Consider the following 17,613-nt stretch of genomic DNA (forward strand, 5'->3'; position numbering starts at 1 on the left):
CGCCGGCATCCGGCCGGCCCTCGACCTGTCATCGTTGCGCCCGTGCCGCGGCATCCGCTCCGCCCACGATCGCGCGTCCCGGAGCCCAAAGGCCATGAGCCTCCTTTCGTCCGCCCTCAAGCGCATCAATCCCTCCCCCACCATCGCCATCTCGAACAAGGCGCGGGAGCTGAAGGCGGCGGGGCGGGACATCATCGCGCTCTCGGCCGGCGAGCCGGACTTCGACACGCCCGAAAACATCAAGGAAGCCGCCATCGCGGCCATCCGTCGCGGCGAGACCAAGTACACGGCCGTGGACGGCATTCCCGAGCTGAAGGCCGCCATCTGCCGCAAGTTCAAGCGCGAGAACGGGCTCGACTACAAGCCCTCGCAGGTGTCGGTGGGCACCGGCGGCAAGCAGGTGCTGTTCAACGCCCTTCTCGCCACCGTGGATGCCGGCGACGAGGTCATCATCCCGGCCCCCTACTGGGTGAGCTACCCGGACATCGTGAATTTCTGCGGCGGCACCCCGGTGCCGGCGATGACGACGCTGGAAGACAATTTCAAGCTGCGTCCCGAGGTGCTGGAAGCCGCCATCACGCCCAAGACCAAGTGGCTGATCTTCAACTCGCCGTCCAACCCCTCCGGCGCGGCCTACAGCTTCGACGAGCTGAAGGCGCTCACCGACGTGCTGGTGAAGCATCCCCATGTGTGGATCCTCACCGACGACATGTACGAGCACCTCGTCTATGACGACTTCAAGTTCGTCACCCCGGCGCAGGTGGAGCCCGCGCTCTACGACCGCACGCTGACCATGAACGGCGTGTCCAAGGCCTATTGCATGACCGGCTGGCGCATCGGCTACGCCGCCGGGCCGGAGGCGCTCATCAAGGCGATGGGGACGCTGCAGTCCCAGTCCACCTCCAACCCCTCCTCCATCGCCCAGTGGGCGGCGCTCGAGGCGCTGGACGGGCCGCAGGACTTCATCGCCGCCAACAACAAGGTGTTCAAGGAGCGCCGCGATCTCGTGGTCTCCATGCTCAACCAGACCAAGGGCCTCACCTGCCCGAAGCCGGAAGGCGCCTTCTACGTCTTCCCGTCCTGCGCCGGCACCATTGGCAAGACCACGCCTTCGGGCGTGAAGATCACCGACGACGAGGTGTTCGCCACGGAGCTGCTCAACGCCGAGGGCGTCGCGGTGGTGCACGGCTCGGCCTTCGGCCTCGGCCCGGCCTTCCGCATTTCCTACGCCACCGCCACCTCGGACCTCGAGGAAGCCTGCCGGCGCATCCAGCGCTTCTGCGGCTCCCTGGTCTGACCCACGCATCGCGAGCGGCACCCGCCGCTCGCGTTCGACCCGGCCGGCGCACCGGCCCGCCCCACCTCCCGCGAAAGTGACCTTTCGGCAGGGTGCGAATTGCAACAGCAGCGGGAAAACGGAACCTCGCGCCAACTGGAGCGTTGGCGCAGCGGTGAAGTCTGGGCTAAGGCTGCGCGGTCGTCGGGCGCCGGATTCGACCCGCCCGCTTCCCACAGGAGGAACGACATCATGAAGACTGTTCTCAAGGCCGGCCTTGCTGCTGCCGCCGTGCTCGTCGCCGGCGCGCTTCCCGCTTCGGCCCAGTCCCGCGTCCAGGTGGGCACGCTGACCTGCAACATGGCGCCCAACGTTGCGTTCGTGATCGGCTCGGTGCGCGAGATGAGCTGCGCGTTCCGTCCCGCCGTGCACGGCGTCAAGCGCGCCACCTATCAGGGCACTGTGCGCCGCTTCGGCCTCGACGTCGGCGTGAACGGCCGCGGCACGCTGGTGTGGGGCGTGTTCGCTCCGTCCGCCAAGGTTCCCGCCGGCGCGCTCCGCGGCACCTACGTGGGCGCCACCGGCTCGGCCTCCATCGGCGTGGGCCTCGGCGCCAACGTGCTGGTGGGCGGTTCGCAGAACACCTTCGCGCTGCAGCCGCTGTCGCTCGAAGGCCAGACTGGTCTCAACCTCGCCCTCGGCGTGTCGGACCTCACCCTGCGCTGATTCGGCCCGCCCTGCGGCAGGCCGGGCCCTCGGGCCGCCTGCCGCAGCGGAATCTGCCCATTCGCAACCTTGCCCCGCGCCCCCGGCCCAACCGGGGGCGCGAGCATTTTCAAGCCCCTGATTCTCCCGGCCCCGCGCGATGAGTCCGCACGCGCCACGCCATCGGAACGGCGGGATTGCGCGAGACTCCGCCGCCACGTAGGTCTCTCTCGTCGCCATCCGGGGGATCTTCCATGCGCGCCACCATCGCCGCCGCCCTTCTTGCCGCCACGACCGTCCTCGCCGCCGCGATGCCGGCCGCCGCCCAGCCCCTCCCGCCGGTTCAGTTGCCGCCGCCGCCGACGGGTCCGCTGGTGCAGTCGGGCATGCTGGTGTGCAAGGTGGCGCCGTCCATCGGCTTCGTGCTCGGCTCCATGCGCGAGGCGGCCTGCGAATTCCGGGACAACGCGGCGCAGCCCTACGTGGTGCTGTCGCGCTACAAGGGCACCATCTCCCGCTTCGGCATCGACCTGGGCGTGCTCGCGGCCGACACGCTGGCCTGGGCCGTGTTCGCCCCCACCGCCCGGCCCAGCCCGAGCGACATCGCCGGCAGCTATATCGGCGTCTCGGCCGATGCCGCCTGGACCATCGGCGCTGGCGCCAACGTGCTGCTCGGCGGCTCCAGCAACCAGATCGCCCTGCAGACCGTCTCGGTGGAAGGTATGGTGGGCGCGGACGTGGCGGCCGGCATCGCCGACCTCACCCTGGTTCTGCTGCCGAACTGAACGCTTTTCGCGGCCCACCACAAAAGGGCCGCAGCCTTCGTGGCAGAGTGAGCTTTGCCTCAGCCGGGACGGGCGTGTTCCGGCCATGGCGCCATCCCTGTGCGGAGGGGTTCGGCATGTCCAGTTTCCTGTCTCGTTCCGTGGCGGTCGCGCTCGCCGGCGCCGGCCTCGCCGCGACGCTGGCGCTGCCCCCGGCCTTTGGCGCCGGCCCGGCCATGCCCCAGATGGCGGCCGGGCTGCTGGAATGCCGCAGCGCCTTCGCCACCGGCTACGGCTTCGGCTCCACCCGTCCCGTGAAGTGCGAATACCGGCCCTCCATGGGGGTCAACCATTATTACAGCGGCACCATGGAACGGGTCGGGCTCGACTTCGGCGTGTCCGACCAGGCCAGCATGCTGTGGGCGGTGATCGCCACCTCCCCGGCCGTGGCGCCCGGCGCGCTGGCGGGGCGATATGTCGGCCTCTCCACGGGCTTCTCTCTCGGCCCGGGCTTTTCCGCCAACATGCTCGCCTCCGATGATGCCACCAAGCAGGTGACGCTTCAGCCGCTCAGCGTCTCCTCTGACAGCGGCCTCAGCCTCTCCATCGCCGGCGCGACGCTGACGCTTGAACCCTCCGCCGCCGCCCCCCAGTGAGCGCCTACACGCCCGTGTGAGACACGCCCGTGTGAGACACGTCGCTGTGACTTGCCCCTTCGTCGGCCCCCCACGATCTTGGCGCCGCGACGGAGGACACTGAATGCTCATCAGATCAAGGCGCGGCTGGGAACTTCCCGAATCGGCGGCAACGCCCGAGGACGTCTATCTCAACCGGCGGCAGGCCATGGGTGCGGGCGCCATGCTCCTCGCCGGCCTGGGTGCCGGGACCCTCGCGAGCCCCGCCGCGGCCCAGCGCGTCAGCGACGTGCCCGATCCCTCGGCCAGCCTTTATCCCGCGCCGCAGAATCCGCGCTACACGCTCGAGCGGCCGGTGACGCCGGAGGCGCGCTCCAGCCTCGTGAACAATTATTACGAGTTCAGCTACGGCAAGGTCGTCGGCCCCTCCATGACGCGCTTCCAGCGCCGACCGTGGCTCGTGAAGATCGACGGTCTCGTGGAGAAGCCCCAGGAGATGGGCATCGACGACCTCTTCAAGAAGGTCAAGTTCGAGGAGCGCCTCTATCGCCACCGCTGCGTCGAGGCGTGGTCCATGGCGGTGCCGTGGACCGGCTTTCCCATGAAGGACCTCGTGGCGCTGGCCGCCCCCACCTCGGGCGCGAAATACATCAAGATGGAGACCTTCCTCGATCCGAAGGTTGCGCCCAACCAGCGGGACTTCCGCTACACGTGGCCCTATGTGGAGGGCCTGACGCTGGAAGAGGCGACCAACGAGCTCGCCTTCCTCGTCACCGGCGTCTACGGCAAGCCCGCGCCCAACCAGTTCGGCGCGCCGCTCCGGCTGGTGCTGCCGTGGAAATACGGCTTCAAGTCCATCAAGGGCATCGTGCGCTTCACCTTCACCGACAAGCAGCCGGTGAGCTTCTGGGAGCAGCTCCAGGGCTCCGAATACGGCTTCTGGGCGAACGTGAACCCCAAGGTGCCGCATCCCCGCTGGAGCCAGGCCACAGAAGAGGACATCGCCACCGGCCAGCGCATCCCCACGGTGCTCTTCAACGGCTACGGCGAATACGTCGCCGACCTCTACAAGGGCCGCGAGACCCAGAAGATCTGGTTCTAGAGGACCTTCGCCATCCCTTTCGGCAGTCATCCCCCGGCTTGTCCGGGGGATCCACCCGGCGGCCGGGGCCGCTCATGGTTCAGACATCGCGCTGTCGGCACAGTGGATGCCCCGGACAAGCCGGGGCATGACAGCTCAGGTTGAAGGCTCGGCCTTCCGCTACCCCTCCACCCCACCCCGCCGCTCGGGCTCGGCGAAGCCGTCCGGCGCCTCGCCGGCGTCGAACGGCGTCGTCACTTCCACGAAGGTGTCGGGATAAAAGCCGTTGAAGCGGGTGCGCAGGGAGAGGGAATAGGCGCCGATGTGGCCGATCTCGATCCAGTCTCCGGTGTCCACGCTCTCCGGCAGATAGAAGGGGCGTGAGAGCACATCCACGCTGTCGCAGGTGGCGCCATAGATGCGGAACGGCGCCATCACGTCCGGCCGCCCCGGCCGGCGGCGGCGGGCGGGATCGGGGATATGACGCACCGGCAGCAGGATTTTCCCCGTCCACGAATCCGACAAGGACGACCACACGCCGTCATTGATATAGAGCCGCTGGCCCTTCTTCAGCAGCACCCGCACGATGACCGAAAAGGCGCGGGCGACGATGACCCGCCCCGGCTCCGCCGCCAGCGGGACGCCGGCAAAGCCATGCCGCTCCACCGCCCCCATCAGCCCGCCGACGATCTCATTGAGCGGCGGCATGGGCGGCACCGGCCGGCGCGGGTCCACCGCATAGGTGGCCGGAAAGCCGCCGCCCACGTCCAGCACCGAGATGGGCACCTTCGCCGCGTCGCGCACCTCGGCCGCGGTGGCGACGGCGCGGGCGTAGGTGTCCACGTCCTCCACCTGGCTGCCCACGTGGAAGCACAGGCCGCAGCGGATGCCGAGGCCATGGATGCGCTGGAGCAGTTCCGCCGCATGGCCCGGCGCCGCGCCGAACTTGCGCGACAGCTCATAGGCCGCCTCCCCCTTGGAGGCGATGCGCACGAACAAGGTGAGGTCTTCCGGATCGAGATCGAGCGCGCGGACGATGCGCAATATCTTCGCCACCTCGTCCTCATGGTCGAGGGCGGTGGCGCGGATGCGGTAGTGCTCCAGCGCGAGTCGGATATCCGACTGCGCCTTCACCGGGTGCATGTAGAACAGCTCCGCCCCCGGTGCCGCCGCACGGGCGGCCGCGAACTCGGCGGGGGACGCCACATCGAAGGCATTGATGCCCGAGCGCGCCAGAACGTCGAGCACCATGGGCTCGCCATTGGTCTTCACCGCATAGGCGGTCTTGCCGGGGAAGGCCTTGACGAAGGCCGCGGCGTCCCCCGCCAGCACGTCCGACCGGAAGCAATAGACCGGCTGGTCGGGCCGCATCTCCAGCGCCGCCTCCCGCCCGGTGGCGAAGCGCGGCAGGCGGGAGGGCTCAGGGTTGCTCCGGCCGGCGGCCACGAGATGGGGCGTCGTTTGCGGCATGGGGCTCCTCCGGCGCGAGTCGGATTGCGTGAGCTTGCCCATCTTTTCCGGCGAGAGCACGACACCCTCCACCGAACCGATCGTTCATTTTCTCTTAAGGTGTTGCCGCCGCGTCCTTGACCGCGGCAAAAGCCGGTCGCATCGTCCCGCCGAGGTACGCCCGGAGGGGCGGAAGGCCGAAGTGGAGACGACCATGGGTGAGCGGGCGCTGGGCGCGAAGGCCGTTGGCGAACAGGCTGGCGGCAAGATGAAGCGCGTGCGCGCAGCCGTGGGCGCCTCGATCGGCCGGATCGCCGCCGCGGCGGCCGTGGCTGCGCTGGCGTTTGCGCCGGCCTCCGTCGCCCCGGCCAAGGCGGCGAATCTGGCCGAGCTGAATTTCTGGCTTTCCGGCCCCAACTATTCCGGCGTCATCCCGGCCTGCGACAGCCAGGAGGCGCTCGACCTCATCGCCACCCGCTTCGCCGAGACCGAGCGGCGCTTCTGGGCCTCCACGCTCTCCATCACCGATTTCGAGAAGGTGCACGAGATCGCCTATCGCCCGTGGGGACCGGAATACCAGCCGCGCCGCTATTGCCGCGGCACGGTCTTCACCAACGATCTCAAGAAGCGCGCCATCTACTATTCCATCATCGAGGACGGCGGCTTCATCGGCGCCAGCTGGGGCGTGGAATGGTGCGTGGTGGGTCTCGACCGCAACTACGCCTACGCCCCGTCCTGCAAGATGGCGGGTCCGTGACGCGAGCCCTCGCAGCTTTTGCAGGCCGGCTTGCCGCTGGCCTCGCACTGCTTCTGGCGCTTGCCGCGATCGAGCCGGCGCGGGCCGAGGGCCAGCCCGGCGCGTTCGATTTCTACGTGCTCTCCCTGTCCTGGTCGCCCACCTATTGCGAGGACCAGGGCAAGCGCGCGGACAGCGAGCCCCAATGCTCGCTCACCCGCCCCTACGCCTTCGTGGTGCACGGCCTGTGGCCGCAATATGCGCGCGGCTTCCCGCAATATTGCCAGAACCCGCCGCCTTACGTGCCGGGTCCGCTGGTCAATTCCATGCTGGACGTGATGCCGAGCCGGCGTCTCGTCATCTATGAGTGGAAGAAGCACGGCACCTGCTCGGGCCTGACGCCGCAAGCCTATTTCGATCAGGTGCGCGCGGCGAAGGCGAAGGTCGTCATCCCCGCCGACTTCACCCGCCTCGACGACTACCGGATGGTATCGCCGCAGGAGGTGGAGGACGCCTTCCGCGCCGCCAATCCCGGCCTCGACGCCGGCATGATCTCGGTGGACTGCGACCGGCGCCGGCTCCGGGAAGTGCGGGTGTGCCTCAGCCGCGACCTCGCCTTCCAGCCCTGCCCAGAGGTGGACCGCCGCGCCTGCCGCCTTTCGCGCATGGTGATGCCGCCGGTGCGCGGCGGGCGCTGAGAGGCCCGCCGGCCGGATTGCGCGGTTGCCTTACGGCTGCTTGGTGAGGCGCGCGCACAAGGCCAGCGCGTCGTCGTCGTCCACCTCCAGATAGCAGAGGTCGAACGCGCCGTCGGGCTGGAGCGTGCCGATGTGGAAGCCGTCGTCGCCCACCACATAGACGGTCTTCAGGTCCGGCGTGATGGTGCCGTGAATGGGCTCGGACTTGGTGCCGCCGGGCACCGGATAGATCACCTTGCCCTTGAACGAGCGGCCGCGCTGCTCCTCGACCACCAGGCCGTAATCGGCGGTGACATAGCCCATTTCCATGCCCACCCCGTCGCTCGGCCCCTTCCAGGTGCCGACGAGGGAAGGAATCTGCTGGGCCGAGGCCGGCACGGCGACGGCGAGCGTGGCGAAAAGGGACAGCGCGAAAACGAGAGGCTTCATGGTTCCCTCCTGCGGACGCGGGGCCGCGCGCAGAGCCCTGCCGCTTGACGCGCCGGCGTCCATGCGTCACGCCGGGACGGTCGCACGGCGTCACGAGGGCCACAATACCGTTACGTCATAGCTGCCCGCACCATCCACATTCCCTTCCGCGCACCGCCGAGCCGAGATGAACTATCGCCACGCCTTCCACGCCGGAAATCCCGCCGATGTCATGAAGCACGCCGCGCTGGCGCGCGTGCTCGCCTATCTCGGCAAGAAGGACGCGCCCTATCGCGTGCTCGACACCCACGCCGGCACCGGGCTATACGACCTTGACGGCATCAACGCCCGCAAGACCGGCGAGGCGGATGCGGGCATCGAGGCGGTGCTGGCCGCGCAGGACGCCGGCACCCTCCCCGCCCCCGCCGCGGCGCTGCTCGCGCCCTATCTCGATTGCGTGCGCGCTCTGCGTGAAGGCGGCCGCAAGCTCTATCCCGGCTCGCCGGCCCTCGCCCTCGCTTTGTCGCGGTCGCAGGACAAGTTCCTGTTCTGCGAGCTGAACAAGGAGGAGCGGGCGAAGCTGGAGAAGCGTGTGGGCGAGGACCCGCGCGCCGAGGGTCGGGTGAAGATCCTCGCCCAGGACGGCTGGCAGGCGCTCGCCGCCCACCTTCCCCCGCGCGAACGGCGGGGCGTGGTGCTGGTAGACCCGCCGTTCGAGGAGCCCGGCGAGTTCCAGCGCATGGTGGCGGGACTGGAGGCGGCGCACCGGCGGTTCGCCACCGGCATCTTCATGCTCTGGTATCCCATCAAGGACCTGCGCGCGGTGGACGCCTTTCGCCGCGACGTAGCCCACCTCAGGCTGCCGAAGACTCTCCGGGTGGAGCTGGACTTCGCGCAGGTGCGCGCGCTCGACACGCTTTCCGGCTCCGGCCTCATCATCGTCAATCCGCCCTTCACGCTGGCGGATGAGATGAAAACGGTGCTCAACGCCCTCGCGCCCCTGCTGGCGCGCGACGGGGCCGGCCGCGTGCGTGTATCCTGGCTTACCGCCGGGGGTTGAGCCCGGCTTGGGGGGTCAGGGCATGACGGGGATCGTCGCGCGGCACGGAGCGCTCGGGGCAGAGGGACGGCGGCTGCAGGGGAGGCCCGTGCGCGTGAGGGCCTTTGGCCTCGTCGCAGCATTGCTTCTCGCCGGCCCCGCCATCGCCGAGCCAGCTTCGCAGGGGGCGCAGAAGCCCGCGCCCCAGACGACCCCCGCCGCTACGCAATGGGCCCAGCCGTTCGCACCGGCGATCGGCAGCCGGTGGCGGGTGGACGTGACCACCACCGCCAGCGACGACGGCGGTCCCGCACCGCAGAAGGGGCGCCTGACCCAGCGCTACGACCTCACCTATGCGGCGCGTGAAGGCGCGGGATATCGCGTCATGCTGGTGCTGCGCGAAACCGCTCTGGAAGGCAACATCGGGTCCCTGCAACTCGCGGCTACGGCCCTCGCCCCGTTCCGGAACCTCACCGTGGATGGCGTCACCGACGCGACCGGCTTGCCGGTGCGCGTGGTGAATGAAGCGGAGGTGCGCGCCACTGTCTCCGGCTACGGCGAACGCATGATGGCTGACGTCGCCAACAAGCCGCAGATGGTGCCGCTGGTCCGGCTGGCGCTTGCCGTGATGCTGGAGCCGCGTGGTGCGGAGGCAGCAGCAGCCTGGCTCGATCCTCTTCCCATCTTCGCCTCGGCGCAGAACACGGTCCTGAAACCGGGTCAGGTGGATCGCCTCGCCGGCGCCATGCCGAACCCATTGGGTGGAAGCGTCGCCACTCAAACGGTGATGCAGCTCGCGCCTGACGCTCGGCCCGATCGCTTCACCCTCATCTACACCGACACGCTCGACCCCGATGCCATAAAAGCCGCCACGCAGGACGTGGTTGGCCAGTTCGGCGCCCCACCGGGACATGCGGACGGCGTCAGCCCGAAGGATACGGAACAGATGCTCGCCCGGGTCGGGCTGGATATCCGGCAGACACAGCGGATCGACGTGGAGGGCGGCATCGCGCGCCGCGCGCTTACGGATCAGACCATCCGTGCGAGTATCCGCGGCCGGGCCGTGACGCGCACCAAAATCAGCCTCGTCACCGTCACTCCCGCGCCCTGAGCCCGCGCGATTTGCTCTTTTCACAACGGGCTCAAACGATCTAGGGAAGGGCATTCTCATCCGGATGCCCCCTCCCATGCTGCTCCGCCACTCCCCGACCTCTCCCTTCGTGCGCAAGGTGCGCGTCGCCGCCGGCATTCTCGGCATTCCGCTCGAGCTGGAGGCCGCCGACACGCTCGACCCCAACGACACGCTGCGCCAGCAGAACCCGCTCGGGAAGATTCCCGCCCTGCTGACCGGGGATGGAGAGGTCCTGTTCGATTCGTCGGTGATCCTCGCCTATCTGGACCATCTGGCGGGCGACGGGCGCATCCTGCCCACCGAGCCGGCCGCGCGCATCAAGGTCCTGCGCCGGGAGGCCCTCGTGGACGGGATGATGGATGCAGGCATCCTGATCCTCTATGAGGCGCGCTTCCGCCCGCAGGAGAAGCACGAAGAGCGCTGGCTGGAACATCAGGCCGGCAAGCGCCTCCGCGCGATCGATGCGCTGGAGGCGGAAGTCACGCCCTATTCGGGCACCCCGGACGTGGGCGACATCGCGCTGGCCTGTGCGCTGGGCTGGTTCGATTTCCGCTTCGGGGGGGACTGGCGGGCCGACCATCCCAAGCTCGTCGCGTGGTTCGAGGCCTTCAGCGCCGCGCATCCGACGTTTGCGGAGTCCGCTCCGGTTGCCTGACACGCCAAAGGCGCCGCCCTTTCGGGCGGCGCCTTCGACGAGGTACCAGAGCTTTCGTCACTCGACGATGTAGACCACCTTGCGGGTCTTGGGCTCGACGATGACGCGGCGGTCGTTGACGACCGTGTATTCATACTCGCTGTTCTGCGGGATGTCGTAGAGCGTCACGTTGGGCGGCAGCTGGCGGCCCACCACCACTTCCTGCTCCATCCGGACGGAGGGGCGGCGCTCCTTCATCACGTAGGTGCGCACTTCCTGGGGCGGTTCGCCCGCCGCGCCGACGCCGGCGCCGACCACGCCGCCGACCACCGCACCCACAGGGCCGCCAACCACGGCGCCGACAGCCGCGCCGCCCACCGCGCCGGTGGCGGTGGAGGCCTGCGCGAACGCCGCGGCGGGAACAATCACGGGAGCCGCAAGGGCGGCGATCACGGTACTCATCAGCAACGTCTTTCGCATCTTACCTCTCCTGCTGCGTTAAGATCGCAGCAGAAACAGTCCTCGATGCAAAAACGTTCCCGAGAGCACGCAAGAGCCTCTGAAGCGCGCTCCGGATTTCAGATGGCGCGGGGCGAAACCTTGACCATTGCCCCGCCTGCGCCATCCTAGACTTCGGCTTTGCCGTTCCCGCGCTCAGGCGGCCTTCGCGGGCACTCGCGGAACCGGAACCATAAGCCCACGCTTGAGGAGCTCCGCATGGGTGAGGTCCAGCACCCGCCAGGCGGTGGCGACCAGTTCGTCCGCCTCCTCGTATGACAGCGTGAAGGGCGGGGCGAGGATCATGCCGTCGCGCACCGCGCGCATCACCAGCCCCTCCTTGAAGGAGAAATCGCGGCAGATGAGGCCCACCGTCCCCTCCTCGGCCGCGAAGGCGGCGCGGGTCGCCTTCTGCGGCGTCAGCTCGATGGCGCCGATGAGGCCCACCATGCGGGCCTCGCCCACCAGCGGGTGCTCGGCAAGCTTCAGCCAGCGTTCCTGCAGGTAGGGGCCGATATCGGTCCGCACCCGGTCCACCAGTTTCTCCTCGTGCATGATCTTCAGGTTGGCGAGCGCCGCGGCGCAGCCGCCGGGATGGCCGGAATAGGTGTAGCCGTGGTTGAAGTCGCCGCCGTGCTCGATGAAGCCTTCGGCGAAATGATCGCCGACGATCACCCCGCCCAGCGGGAAGTATCCGGAGGTCACGCCCTTGGCAAACGTGATGAGGTCGGGCTTCACGCCCATGAATTCGGAGCCGAACCAGCGGCCGGTGCGCCCGAAGCCGCAGATCACCTCGTCGCAGATCAGCAGCACGTCGCGCTCGCGGCAGATCTTCTCCACCTCGGGCCAGTAATTGGCGGGCGGGATGATGACGCCGCCGGCGCCCTGGATGGGCTCGCCGATGAAGGCCGCGACATTCTCCGGCCCCGCCTCGTCGATGGCGCGGGCCACCTCGCGGGCAGCGAAGAGGCCGAACTCCTCGCGGCTCATCTCGCCGCCCTCGGCCCACCAATAGGGCTGGGCCACGTGGATGATGCCGGGAATGGGCAGCCCGCCCTGGGCATGCATGGGCTTCATCCCACCGAGCGAGGCGCCGCCCATGGTGGAGCCGTGATAGCCGTTGCGGCGGGAGATGAAGATGTGCTTCTCGGGCTTGCCCAGCGAAGCCCAATAGTGCCGCACCATGCGCAGCACCGTGTCCACCGCCTCCGAGCCGCCGGAGGTGAAGAACACGTGGTTCATGTGGGCCGGCGCCACCTCGGAGATGGCCGCCGCCAGCTCCGCCGCGGCGGGATGGGTGGTCTTGAAGAAGGTGTTGTAATAGTCGAGCTGATGGAGCTGCTGGGCGATGGCATCCACGATGGCATGCCGCCCGTGCCCCACCTGCGAGCACCACAGGCCCGACATGCCGTCGAGGATCCTGTTGCCGTCGCTGTCGAAGACATAGACCCCCTCGGCCCGCGTGATGACCCGCACCCCCTCGGCGTTCAGCGCCTTGGTGTCGGAGAAGGGGTGCAGGTGGTGCGCCGCATCCAGCGCGCGCCAGTGGGCGGTGGAGTTGGACAGGGGGGCGGACGTCACGATGGCGATGCTCCGTGTTGAACCTCTGCGGTTCTAGCGCGAAAGCGGGACCGTGGGCCACCCCCGCGCTCGCGCGGCCCGCCTGATCTGCTAAAGCTGCGGCCCATCACAGAGCCAGCGGAGGCGAGGGTATGGAACCGGATTTCTGGCGCGCACGCTGGGAGACGAAGCAGATCGGCTTCCACGAGGGCAAGCCCAATGCCTATCTGGTCAAGCACCTGCCGCGCCTCGACCTCGCGCCCGGCGCGCGCATCTTTTTGCCCCTGTGCGGCAAGACGCGGGACATCGCCTATCTGCTCGCGCAGGGCTTCACGGTGGCCGGGGCGGAACTGAGCCGCATCGCGGTGGAGGAGCTGTTCGCCGAGCTGGAAGTGGTTCCCGAGATCACCGAAGCCGGCGACCTCCTGCGCTTCCGCGCGCCGGGCCTCGACATCTTCCAGGGCGACATCTTCGCGCTCGAAACCGAAACCCTCGGGCCGGTGGATGCCGTCTATGACCGCGCCGCCCTCATCGCTTTGCCGCCGGACATGCGCCCGCGCTATGCCGGCCACGTCACCGCCCTCGCCGGCCCCGCGCCGCAACTGGTGGTGACGATCGTCTACGACCAGTCCCTCGTCGGCGGCCCGCCCTTCTCGGTGCCGTCGACGGAGGTCCATGCGCTGCATGGCGGAGCCTATGTGGTGACGCAGATCGACGCCGTCACCCGGCCGAACGCGCTCAAAGGGCAGTGGGAAGCGACCGAAGAGGTGCATCTGCTGGCGCGGCGGTGAGGCCTGGCGCCCCGGACGCATGCAGCGACAGCGGAATGCGAGCCGGGGCCAAGCGCGAAAGACCGCCGCAGGCGCTTCCGAACCCTGCCGCTCTGAGGCATGGCCCGCTGCGCGGGAGTGTTGCGCTGGACCCCGGCTCGGTGCTCCACCTGCGGTGTCGCTTGTCCGGGGAGCGAGCCGCTAAAGCCCTAAAGCCGCGTCCACACCGTCTTCAGGTCGGAATACTTCTCCAGCGCGTGCAGGGACTTGTCGCGCCCGAAGCCGGATTGCTTCACCCCGCCGAAGGGCGTGGTGATGTCGTCGGCGTCGAAGCAGTTCACATAGACGATGCCGGCCTTGAAGCGCCGGGCCACCTTGTGGGCGGCGGCAAGGTCGGCGCTCCAGATCGAGGCGCCAAGGCCGTAGACGGTGCCATTGGCGATCTCCACCGCCTCGTCCAGCCCGTCGAAGCCGATCACCGACAGCACCGGGCCGAAGATCTCGTTCTGCGCCAGCGTGGAAGAGGGCGCCACGTCGTCGAACACCGTCGGCGCCACGAAGGCCCCGCCGGTTTCGGTGCGCACCGCCATGCCGCCCGTCACCAGCCGCGCCCCACTCTCGCCGCCGGCCTGGATCGCCGAGAGGATGCGGCCCTGGTGCTCGCGGCTCACCACCGCCCCGGCGGGCGCATCGGGATCGAGCGGATCGCCCGGCATCCAGCGCGGGGCGAGGGCGGCGACGCGCTCCACCAGCTCGGCACGGATGCGGTTGTCCACGAGGAGGCGCGAAGCCGCCGTGCACATCTCACCCTGGTTGAAGAAGATGCCTCCGGCCACCGCTTCGGCCACGGCGCCGAGGTCCTTCACATCGTGGGCCACCACGAAGGCGGTCTTGCCGCCCAGCTCCAGCGCCACGCGCTTGATGTTGCTCTCGGCGGAATAGCGCAGGAAGTAGCGGCCGACCTCTGTGGAGCCGGTGAAGGCGATGGCGTCCACATCCATGTGGAGCCCCAGCGCCTTGCCGGCCTCGACGCCGAGCCCCGGCACCACGTTGAACACGCCGTCGGGGATTCCGGCCTCCGCCGCCAGCTCGGCGAGGCGGAGCGCAGTGAGCGGGCTTTCCTCGGCCGGCTTCAGCACCACGGAATTACCCATGGCCAGCGCCGGCGCCACCTTCCAGGCGGCCATGATCATCGGGAAGTTCCACGGCGTCACGCAGCCGACCACGCCGAGCGGCTCCCGCAGCACCAAGGCGAGATTGTCGTCGGTGGTGGGCGCCACCTCGCCATAGACCTTGTCGCAGCACTCCCCGTAATAGGCGAAGCAGTCGGCCGCCGCGCGCACGTCGATGGCGCGGGCGTCCGAGATGGGCTTGCCCATGTTCAGCGTCTCGGTCAGCGCGAGTTCGTCCCGGTGGGCGCGGATGAGATCGGCGAAGCGCAGCAGGGCGCGCTTCCTCTCCAGCGGCCGCTGGCCAGCCCAGCGGCGATCCTCGAAGGCGCGGCGCGCGGCCTTCACGGCGCGGTCCACATCCTCCCCATCGCAGGCCGCGACCTCGGCGATGGCGTGGCCGGTGGCCGGATTGACGGCGCTGAAGGTGCGGCCCGATGCTGCCGGATGGAAGGCCCCATCGATGAAGGCGTGGGTTCGGAAGGAAGGAATGTCCGCCGCTGCCCGTTCCACCGCCGCCATGATGCTCGCTCCGCTGCCAGACCCGCCGCACCCTCGCGCGCCGCAGCGGGAGCCGTCAAGGTGGGGCCATGCGGCCGATCAGGCGAGAATGACCACGTAGAACAGCCCTGCATTCATCAGCACGAAGGTGGGGAATTGCGGGGTCCAGAAGGCGTCTGTCCAAGAGGTCGGCGGAAACTGCAATACGGTGCGCACCGTCAGGAGGATCCAGGCCAGCAGGCTGAAGACCAAAGCCGTGAGAAAATCTCCGAAGCGGACGGGATCGAGACCGACCGCGAACATCGCGTCGGCCAGCAGCGTCGAAGGCGCCTGACCGAGCGCGAACAGCCCGACGCCGTCGATGAGGATGAACAGCATGATCGTCAGGATCAGATAGCACATCACGAAAACCGACCCGCGCAGGCTCTGCGTCTTCGGATCGGCCTTGGGGTAGAAGATGTAGGCGAGCAGGGACACGAGGATCACGGCCGCCAGGGCGACACCGGCGAGCATCGCCGGCACCGACAGGGAGATGCCGCCGCCCGCCAGAAAGCTGCGGGAGACGAGCACCAGCACCGTCACCAGAAGCAGTTGCGAGAGCGCGACCGCATCCTTTTTCTCGCCCGGAGCGTCCTGGCCCAGCGGCGGAACACGGGTGGAATAGAAGGCGTCGAAAAAGACCTGGATGTTGCGCTTGAGGGTATCGACCAGCTTTCCGGCCATGCCTATCGCTCCGGGCGTGCCCAGCGCAGGGTCCAGGTCGTTTGCTGCACGGCGGACTGCTTGCCGGAGTCAAGGTCGGCGACCGTCACATAGGTGGTCGTCACGTTGGCAGCGGCGTCGAAGCTGAAAGAGACGCAATTCGCCGCGCCCTGCGGCACCGGCTGGTAACGCCGCAGCATGGTGCGCAGATAGACATAGCGCGTGCCAGGCCCGCCGCCGGTGCTGGCCTGGGCCGGCTTCAGCCCGGAGATCGCGGCGAGCGCATCGCGTATGGGGACGAGGATCGGGGGAATGCCATCGTCGGAAATCACGGCGACCCGAAGGGTAGGCTCGCCGGACTCGCTCGGCTGGGTGAACGAATAATGTCTCCGCCCGCCGACGTTGGCGTCGTCGGTCCGGTGGCACTCCGGCTGCTCCGTGGAGCGGTAGCGGAAATGGAAGGCATGCAGTAGCTGGGATTCCTTGAGACCCGCCGCGTGGTAATCGTCGTATTCCCGGGCCGCCACCCGACGATCCATGGGACCCCGCCTGCCCGCAAAGCAGCTTTCATTGAGGGCCGGGCGCTCGATATGGACTTCCTGCACGTCCGCGTTGTCCCGCTCGGTGCGCGGCGCCTCGTTGCGCAGCTTGATCGCGACCACGCCGCCGCGGTCCGGTGGCAGGGCATAGATGGCGCGGACGCGGTCTGACGTGGCCATCACGGACTTCACTCCCGGTCCGGTGGCGTCGATCCACTGTCGTCCGTCCGGCGAACGCAGATAAAGCTGGCCAGGCATAAGCTGCCCGGATGCTACCGGACATGCGGATTGTGCCTGCGCCCCAGCGGTCGGAACCAGAAGCCCGGCGGCAAGCACGACCGCCGGCAGCACGGACAAGATCGCTGCATGCATAGGATGCCCTCCCCAACGCAACTCTATTTAAAGTTGCGTTCACTGAAAAGGCATATTTTTACGCGAAAGCCCGAAGGTGGTTCATCCCCGCTCGGGCGGGCCGCTCTCCCCGTCCTCGTCCTCCTCGGGACGGCCGGGGATGGCGTAGCTGCCGGACAGCCAGCGGTTGAGGTCCACGTCGGCGCAGCGCTTGGAGCAGAACGGCTTGTAGCGCTCCACCGGCGGCTTGCCGCAGATGGGGCATGGCCGGGCGGCGGGGATGGGCTTGGCAGGTGTATCCGCGCTCACGCCGCGCGCTCCACCCAGCCTGCGCGCACGTCGTAGCCCTGGCCGGTGAGGAGGCCGAGGGTCTCCGAGAGCGGCAGCCCGACCACGTTGGTGTACGAGCCCACGAGCTTCACCACGAAGCCCCCGGCGATGCCCTGGATGGCGTAGCCGCCTGCCTTGCCCCGCCACTCGCCGCAGGCGAGGTAATCGTTGATCTCGTCGCGCGACAGCCGCTTGAAGCGCACCCGCGTCTCCACGAGGCGGGTGGCGGAGCGGCCGCGCGGATCGATGAGGCAGACGCCGGTATAGACGCGATGGGTGCGGCCGGAGAGCAGCCGCAGGCACGCGTCCGCCTCGTCCACGAGATCGGGCTTGGGCAGGATGCGCCGGCCCACCGCCACCACCGTGTCGGCGGCGAGCACCAGCGCATTCATCTCGGCGTCCTTGGCCCGGCCGGCCACCAGCTTCGCCTTCTCCTGCGACAGGCGCTGGGCGAGGCGGCGGGGCAGCTCGCCGCGCTCTGGCGTCTCGTCCACATCGGCGGGCATGAGAAGGTCCGGCTCGATGCCGGCCTGGTTCAGCAGCGCGAGGCGGCGGGGAGAGCCGGAGGCAAGGACGAGCTTCACCTGATCGTTCACGGAGCAAAATCCTCCCAGGCCGACCCGCGCCGGCCCCTGT

20 protein-coding genes are annotated in these 17,613 nt (G+C 68.8%); 11 read left to right on the forward strand and 9 right to left on the reverse strand.

Features of this window, described 5'->3' with window-relative positions; all coding sequences use genetic code 11:
• The first annotated feature begins 94 nt into the window (after window positions 1-94).
• The 5 genes from ACT54R_RS19850 to msrP all read left to right on the forward strand — a co-directional run bounded on the left by ACT54R_RS19850 (window position 95) and on the right by msrP (window position 4,482).
• Complete coding sequence (locus ACT54R_RS19850; RefSeq protein WP_476329045.1) at window positions 95-1,297, forward strand: pyridoxal phosphate-dependent aminotransferase; 1,203 nt, start codon at window positions 95-97, stop codon at window positions 1,295-1,297.
• 231 nt (window positions 1,298-1,528) lie between these two features.
• Window positions 1,529-2,002 (forward strand): DUF992 domain-containing protein, encoded by a 474-nt coding sequence (locus ACT54R_RS19855; RefSeq protein WP_168462454.1) that lies wholly within the window; start codon window positions 1,529-1,531, stop codon window positions 2,000-2,002.
• A gap of 233 nt (window positions 2,003-2,235) precedes the next feature.
• On the forward strand, window positions 2,236-2,766 hold the full coding sequence (locus ACT54R_RS19860; protein WP_476329047.1) for a DUF992 domain-containing protein: 531 nt from the start codon (window positions 2,236-2,238) through the stop codon (window positions 2,764-2,766).
• A 116-nt stretch (window positions 2,767-2,882) separates the two neighbouring features.
• A complete protein-coding gene (locus ACT54R_RS19865; RefSeq protein ID WP_476329049.1) occupies window positions 2,883-3,401 on the forward strand; it encodes a DUF992 domain-containing protein in 519 nt (172 codons plus the stop codon).
• Window positions 3,402-3,504: 103 nt separating this feature from the next.
• Entirely contained in the window at window positions 3,505-4,482 is a 978-nt protein-coding gene (gene msrP / locus ACT54R_RS19870; RefSeq protein ID WP_476329051.1) for a protein-methionine-sulfoxide reductase catalytic subunit MsrP, read from the forward strand.
• 159 nt (window positions 4,483-4,641) lie between these two features.
• Here msrP and ACT54R_RS19875 read toward each other — a convergent pair whose 3' ends face one another.
• Entirely contained in the window at window positions 4,642-5,871 is a 1,230-nt protein-coding gene (locus ACT54R_RS19875) for a type III PLP-dependent enzyme domain-containing protein (RefSeq protein WP_476329243.1), read from the reverse strand.
• Between the two features lie 307 nt (window positions 5,872-6,178).
• Here ACT54R_RS19875 and ACT54R_RS19880 point away from each other — a divergent pair, with 307 nt between their 5' ends.
• Together ACT54R_RS19880 and ACT54R_RS19885 are read left to right on the forward strand one after the other, a co-directional pair.
• Window positions 6,179-6,667, forward strand: a complete 489-nt coding sequence (locus tag ACT54R_RS19880; protein WP_168462538.1) for a hypothetical protein — start codon at window positions 6,179-6,181, stop codon at window positions 6,665-6,667.
• Window positions 6,664-7,344, forward strand: a complete 681-nt coding sequence (locus tag ACT54R_RS19885; protein ID WP_476329053.1) for a ribonuclease T2 family protein — start codon at window positions 6,664-6,666, stop codon at window positions 7,342-7,344. Before ACT54R_RS19880 ends, ACT54R_RS19885 begins: the two co-directional genes overlap by 4 nt.
• A gap of 30 nt (window positions 7,345-7,374) precedes the next feature.
• Here ACT54R_RS19885 and ACT54R_RS19890 read toward each other — a convergent pair whose 3' ends face one another.
• A complete protein-coding gene (locus tag ACT54R_RS19890; protein ID WP_476329055.1) occupies window positions 7,375-7,773 on the reverse strand; it encodes a hypothetical protein in 399 nt (132 codons plus the stop codon).
• A 166-nt stretch (window positions 7,774-7,939) separates the two neighbouring features.
• Here ACT54R_RS19890 and ACT54R_RS19895 point away from each other — a divergent pair, with 166 nt between their 5' ends.
• The 3 genes from ACT54R_RS19895 (at window position 7,940) to ACT54R_RS19905 (ending at window position 10,578) form a co-directional block, all read left to right on the forward strand.
• Window positions 7,940-8,812: a 23S rRNA (adenine(2030)-N(6))-methyltransferase RlmJ gene (locus ACT54R_RS19895; protein ID WP_476329057.1), complete on the forward strand. Its 873-nt coding sequence runs from the start codon at window positions 7,940-7,942 to the stop codon at window positions 8,810-8,812.
• Window positions 8,813-8,834: 22 nt separating this feature from the next.
• Window positions 8,835-9,902 carry a hypothetical protein gene (locus ACT54R_RS19900; protein WP_476329059.1) on the forward strand — a complete coding sequence of 356 codons (1,068 nt, stop codon included), beginning with the start codon at window positions 8,835-8,837 and terminating at the stop codon, window positions 9,900-9,902.
• A gap of 76 nt (window positions 9,903-9,978) precedes the next feature.
• The gene (locus ACT54R_RS19905; protein ID WP_476329061.1) at window positions 9,979-10,578 is read left to right on the forward strand and encodes a glutathione S-transferase N-terminal domain-containing protein; all 600 of its coding nucleotides are present in this window, start codon (window positions 9,979-9,981) and stop codon (window positions 10,576-10,578) included.
• Between the two features lie 57 nt (window positions 10,579-10,635).
• On the opposite strand, the gene ACT54R_RS19910 is transcribed toward ACT54R_RS19905, so the two are convergent.
• Window positions 10,636-11,037, reverse strand: coding sequence for a DUF1236 domain-containing protein (locus ACT54R_RS19910; protein WP_476329063.1), 402 nt, complete (start codon window positions 11,035-11,037; stop codon window positions 10,636-10,638).
• Between the two features lie 174 nt (window positions 11,038-11,211).
• Window positions 11,212-12,636: an aspartate aminotransferase family protein gene (locus tag ACT54R_RS19915; protein ID WP_476329065.1), complete on the reverse strand. Its 1,425-nt coding sequence runs from the start codon at window positions 12,634-12,636 to the stop codon at window positions 11,212-11,214.
• 131 nt (window positions 12,637-12,767) lie between these two features.
• On the opposite strand from ACT54R_RS19915, the gene tmpT reads away from it, so the two are divergent.
• Window positions 12,768-13,406 carry a thiopurine S-methyltransferase gene (tmpT, locus tag ACT54R_RS19920; protein ID WP_476329067.1) on the forward strand — a complete coding sequence of 213 codons (639 nt, stop codon included), beginning with the start codon at window positions 12,768-12,770 and terminating at the stop codon, window positions 13,404-13,406.
• A 188-nt stretch (window positions 13,407-13,594) separates the two neighbouring features.
• Here tmpT and ACT54R_RS19925 read toward each other — a convergent pair whose 3' ends face one another.
• From ACT54R_RS19925 to ACT54R_RS19945, 5 genes are all read right to left on the reverse strand, one after another.
• Window positions 13,595-15,076, reverse strand: coding sequence for an aldehyde dehydrogenase (locus ACT54R_RS19925; protein WP_476329069.1), 1,482 nt, complete (start codon window positions 15,074-15,076; stop codon window positions 13,595-13,597).
• 78 nt (window positions 15,077-15,154) lie between these two features.
• On the reverse strand, window positions 15,155-15,778 hold the full coding sequence (locus ACT54R_RS19930) for a hypothetical protein (protein WP_476329071.1): 624 nt from the start codon (window positions 15,776-15,778) through the stop codon (window positions 15,155-15,157).
• A 2-nt stretch (window positions 15,779-15,780) separates the two neighbouring features.
• Window positions 15,781-16,668, reverse strand: a complete 888-nt coding sequence (locus ACT54R_RS19935) for a hypothetical protein (RefSeq protein WP_476329073.1) — start codon at window positions 16,666-16,668, stop codon at window positions 15,781-15,783.
• A gap of 81 nt (window positions 16,669-16,749) precedes the next feature.
• Window positions 16,750-16,956 carry a DNA gyrase inhibitor YacG gene (gene yacG, locus ACT54R_RS19940; protein WP_168462442.1) on the reverse strand — a complete coding sequence of 69 codons (207 nt, stop codon included), beginning with the start codon at window positions 16,954-16,956 and terminating at the stop codon, window positions 16,750-16,752.
• Window positions 16,953-17,573 carry a Maf-like protein gene (locus ACT54R_RS19945; RefSeq protein ID WP_476329075.1) on the reverse strand — a complete coding sequence of 207 codons (621 nt, stop codon included), beginning with the start codon at window positions 17,571-17,573 and terminating at the stop codon, window positions 16,953-16,955. The genes yacG and ACT54R_RS19945 overlap by 4 nt, the downstream gene beginning before the upstream one ends.
• Between the last annotated feature and the right edge of the window lie 40 nt (window positions 17,574-17,613).

The sequence above is a fragment of the Xanthobacter sp. DMC47 genome (genome assembly GCF_056313845.1).

Excerpts from the sequence above, each read along its gene's own strand:
- ACT54R_RS19850 (WP_476329045.1), top strand. The coding sequence starts at position 95 with ATGAGCCTCCTTTCGTCCGCCCTCAAGCGCATCAATCCCTCCCCCACC.
- ACT54R_RS19855 (WP_168462454.1), top strand. The coding sequence starts at position 1,529 with ATGAAGACTGTTCTCAAGGCCGGCCTTGCTGCTGCCGCCGTGCTCGTC.
- ACT54R_RS19860 (WP_476329047.1), top strand. The coding sequence starts at position 2,236 with ATGCGCGCCACCATCGCCGCCGCCCTTCTTGCCGCCACGACCGTCCTC.
- ACT54R_RS19865 (WP_476329049.1), top strand. The coding sequence starts at position 2,883 with ATGTCCAGTTTCCTGTCTCGTTCCGTGGCGGTCGCGCTCGCCGGCGCC.
- msrP (WP_476329051.1), top strand. The coding sequence starts at position 3,505 with ATGCTCATCAGATCAAGGCGCGGCTGGGAACTTCCCGAATCGGCGGCA.
- ACT54R_RS19880 (WP_168462538.1), top strand. The coding sequence starts at position 6,179 with ATGAAGCGCGTGCGCGCAGCCGTGGGCGCCTCGATCGGCCGGATCGCC.
- ACT54R_RS19890 (WP_476329055.1), bottom strand. The coding sequence starts at position 7,773 with ATGAAGCCTCTCGTTTTCGCGCTGTCCCTTTTCGCCACGCTCGCCGTC.
- ACT54R_RS19895 (WP_476329057.1), top strand. The coding sequence starts at position 7,940 with ATGAACTATCGCCACGCCTTCCACGCCGGAAATCCCGCCGATGTCATG.
- ACT54R_RS19900 (WP_476329059.1), top strand. The coding sequence starts at position 8,835 with ATGACGGGGATCGTCGCGCGGCACGGAGCGCTCGGGGCAGAGGGACGG.
- ACT54R_RS19905 (WP_476329061.1), top strand. The coding sequence starts at position 9,979 with ATGCTGCTCCGCCACTCCCCGACCTCTCCCTTCGTGCGCAAGGTGCGC.
- ACT54R_RS19910 (WP_476329063.1), bottom strand. The coding sequence starts at position 11,037 with ATGCGAAAGACGTTGCTGATGAGTACCGTGATCGCCGCCCTTGCGGCT.
- tmpT (WP_476329067.1), top strand. The coding sequence starts at position 12,768 with ATGGAACCGGATTTCTGGCGCGCACGCTGGGAGACGAAGCAGATCGGC.
- ACT54R_RS19925 (WP_476329069.1), bottom strand. The coding sequence starts at position 15,076 with ATGGCGGCGGTGGAACGGGCAGCGGCGGACATTCCTTCCTTCCGAACC.
- ACT54R_RS19930 (WP_476329071.1), bottom strand. The coding sequence starts at position 15,778 with ATGGCCGGAAAGCTGGTCGATACCCTCAAGCGCAACATCCAGGTCTTT.
- ACT54R_RS19935 (WP_476329073.1), bottom strand. The coding sequence starts at position 16,668 with ATGCATGCAGCGATCTTGTCCGTGCTGCCGGCGGTCGTGCTTGCCGCC.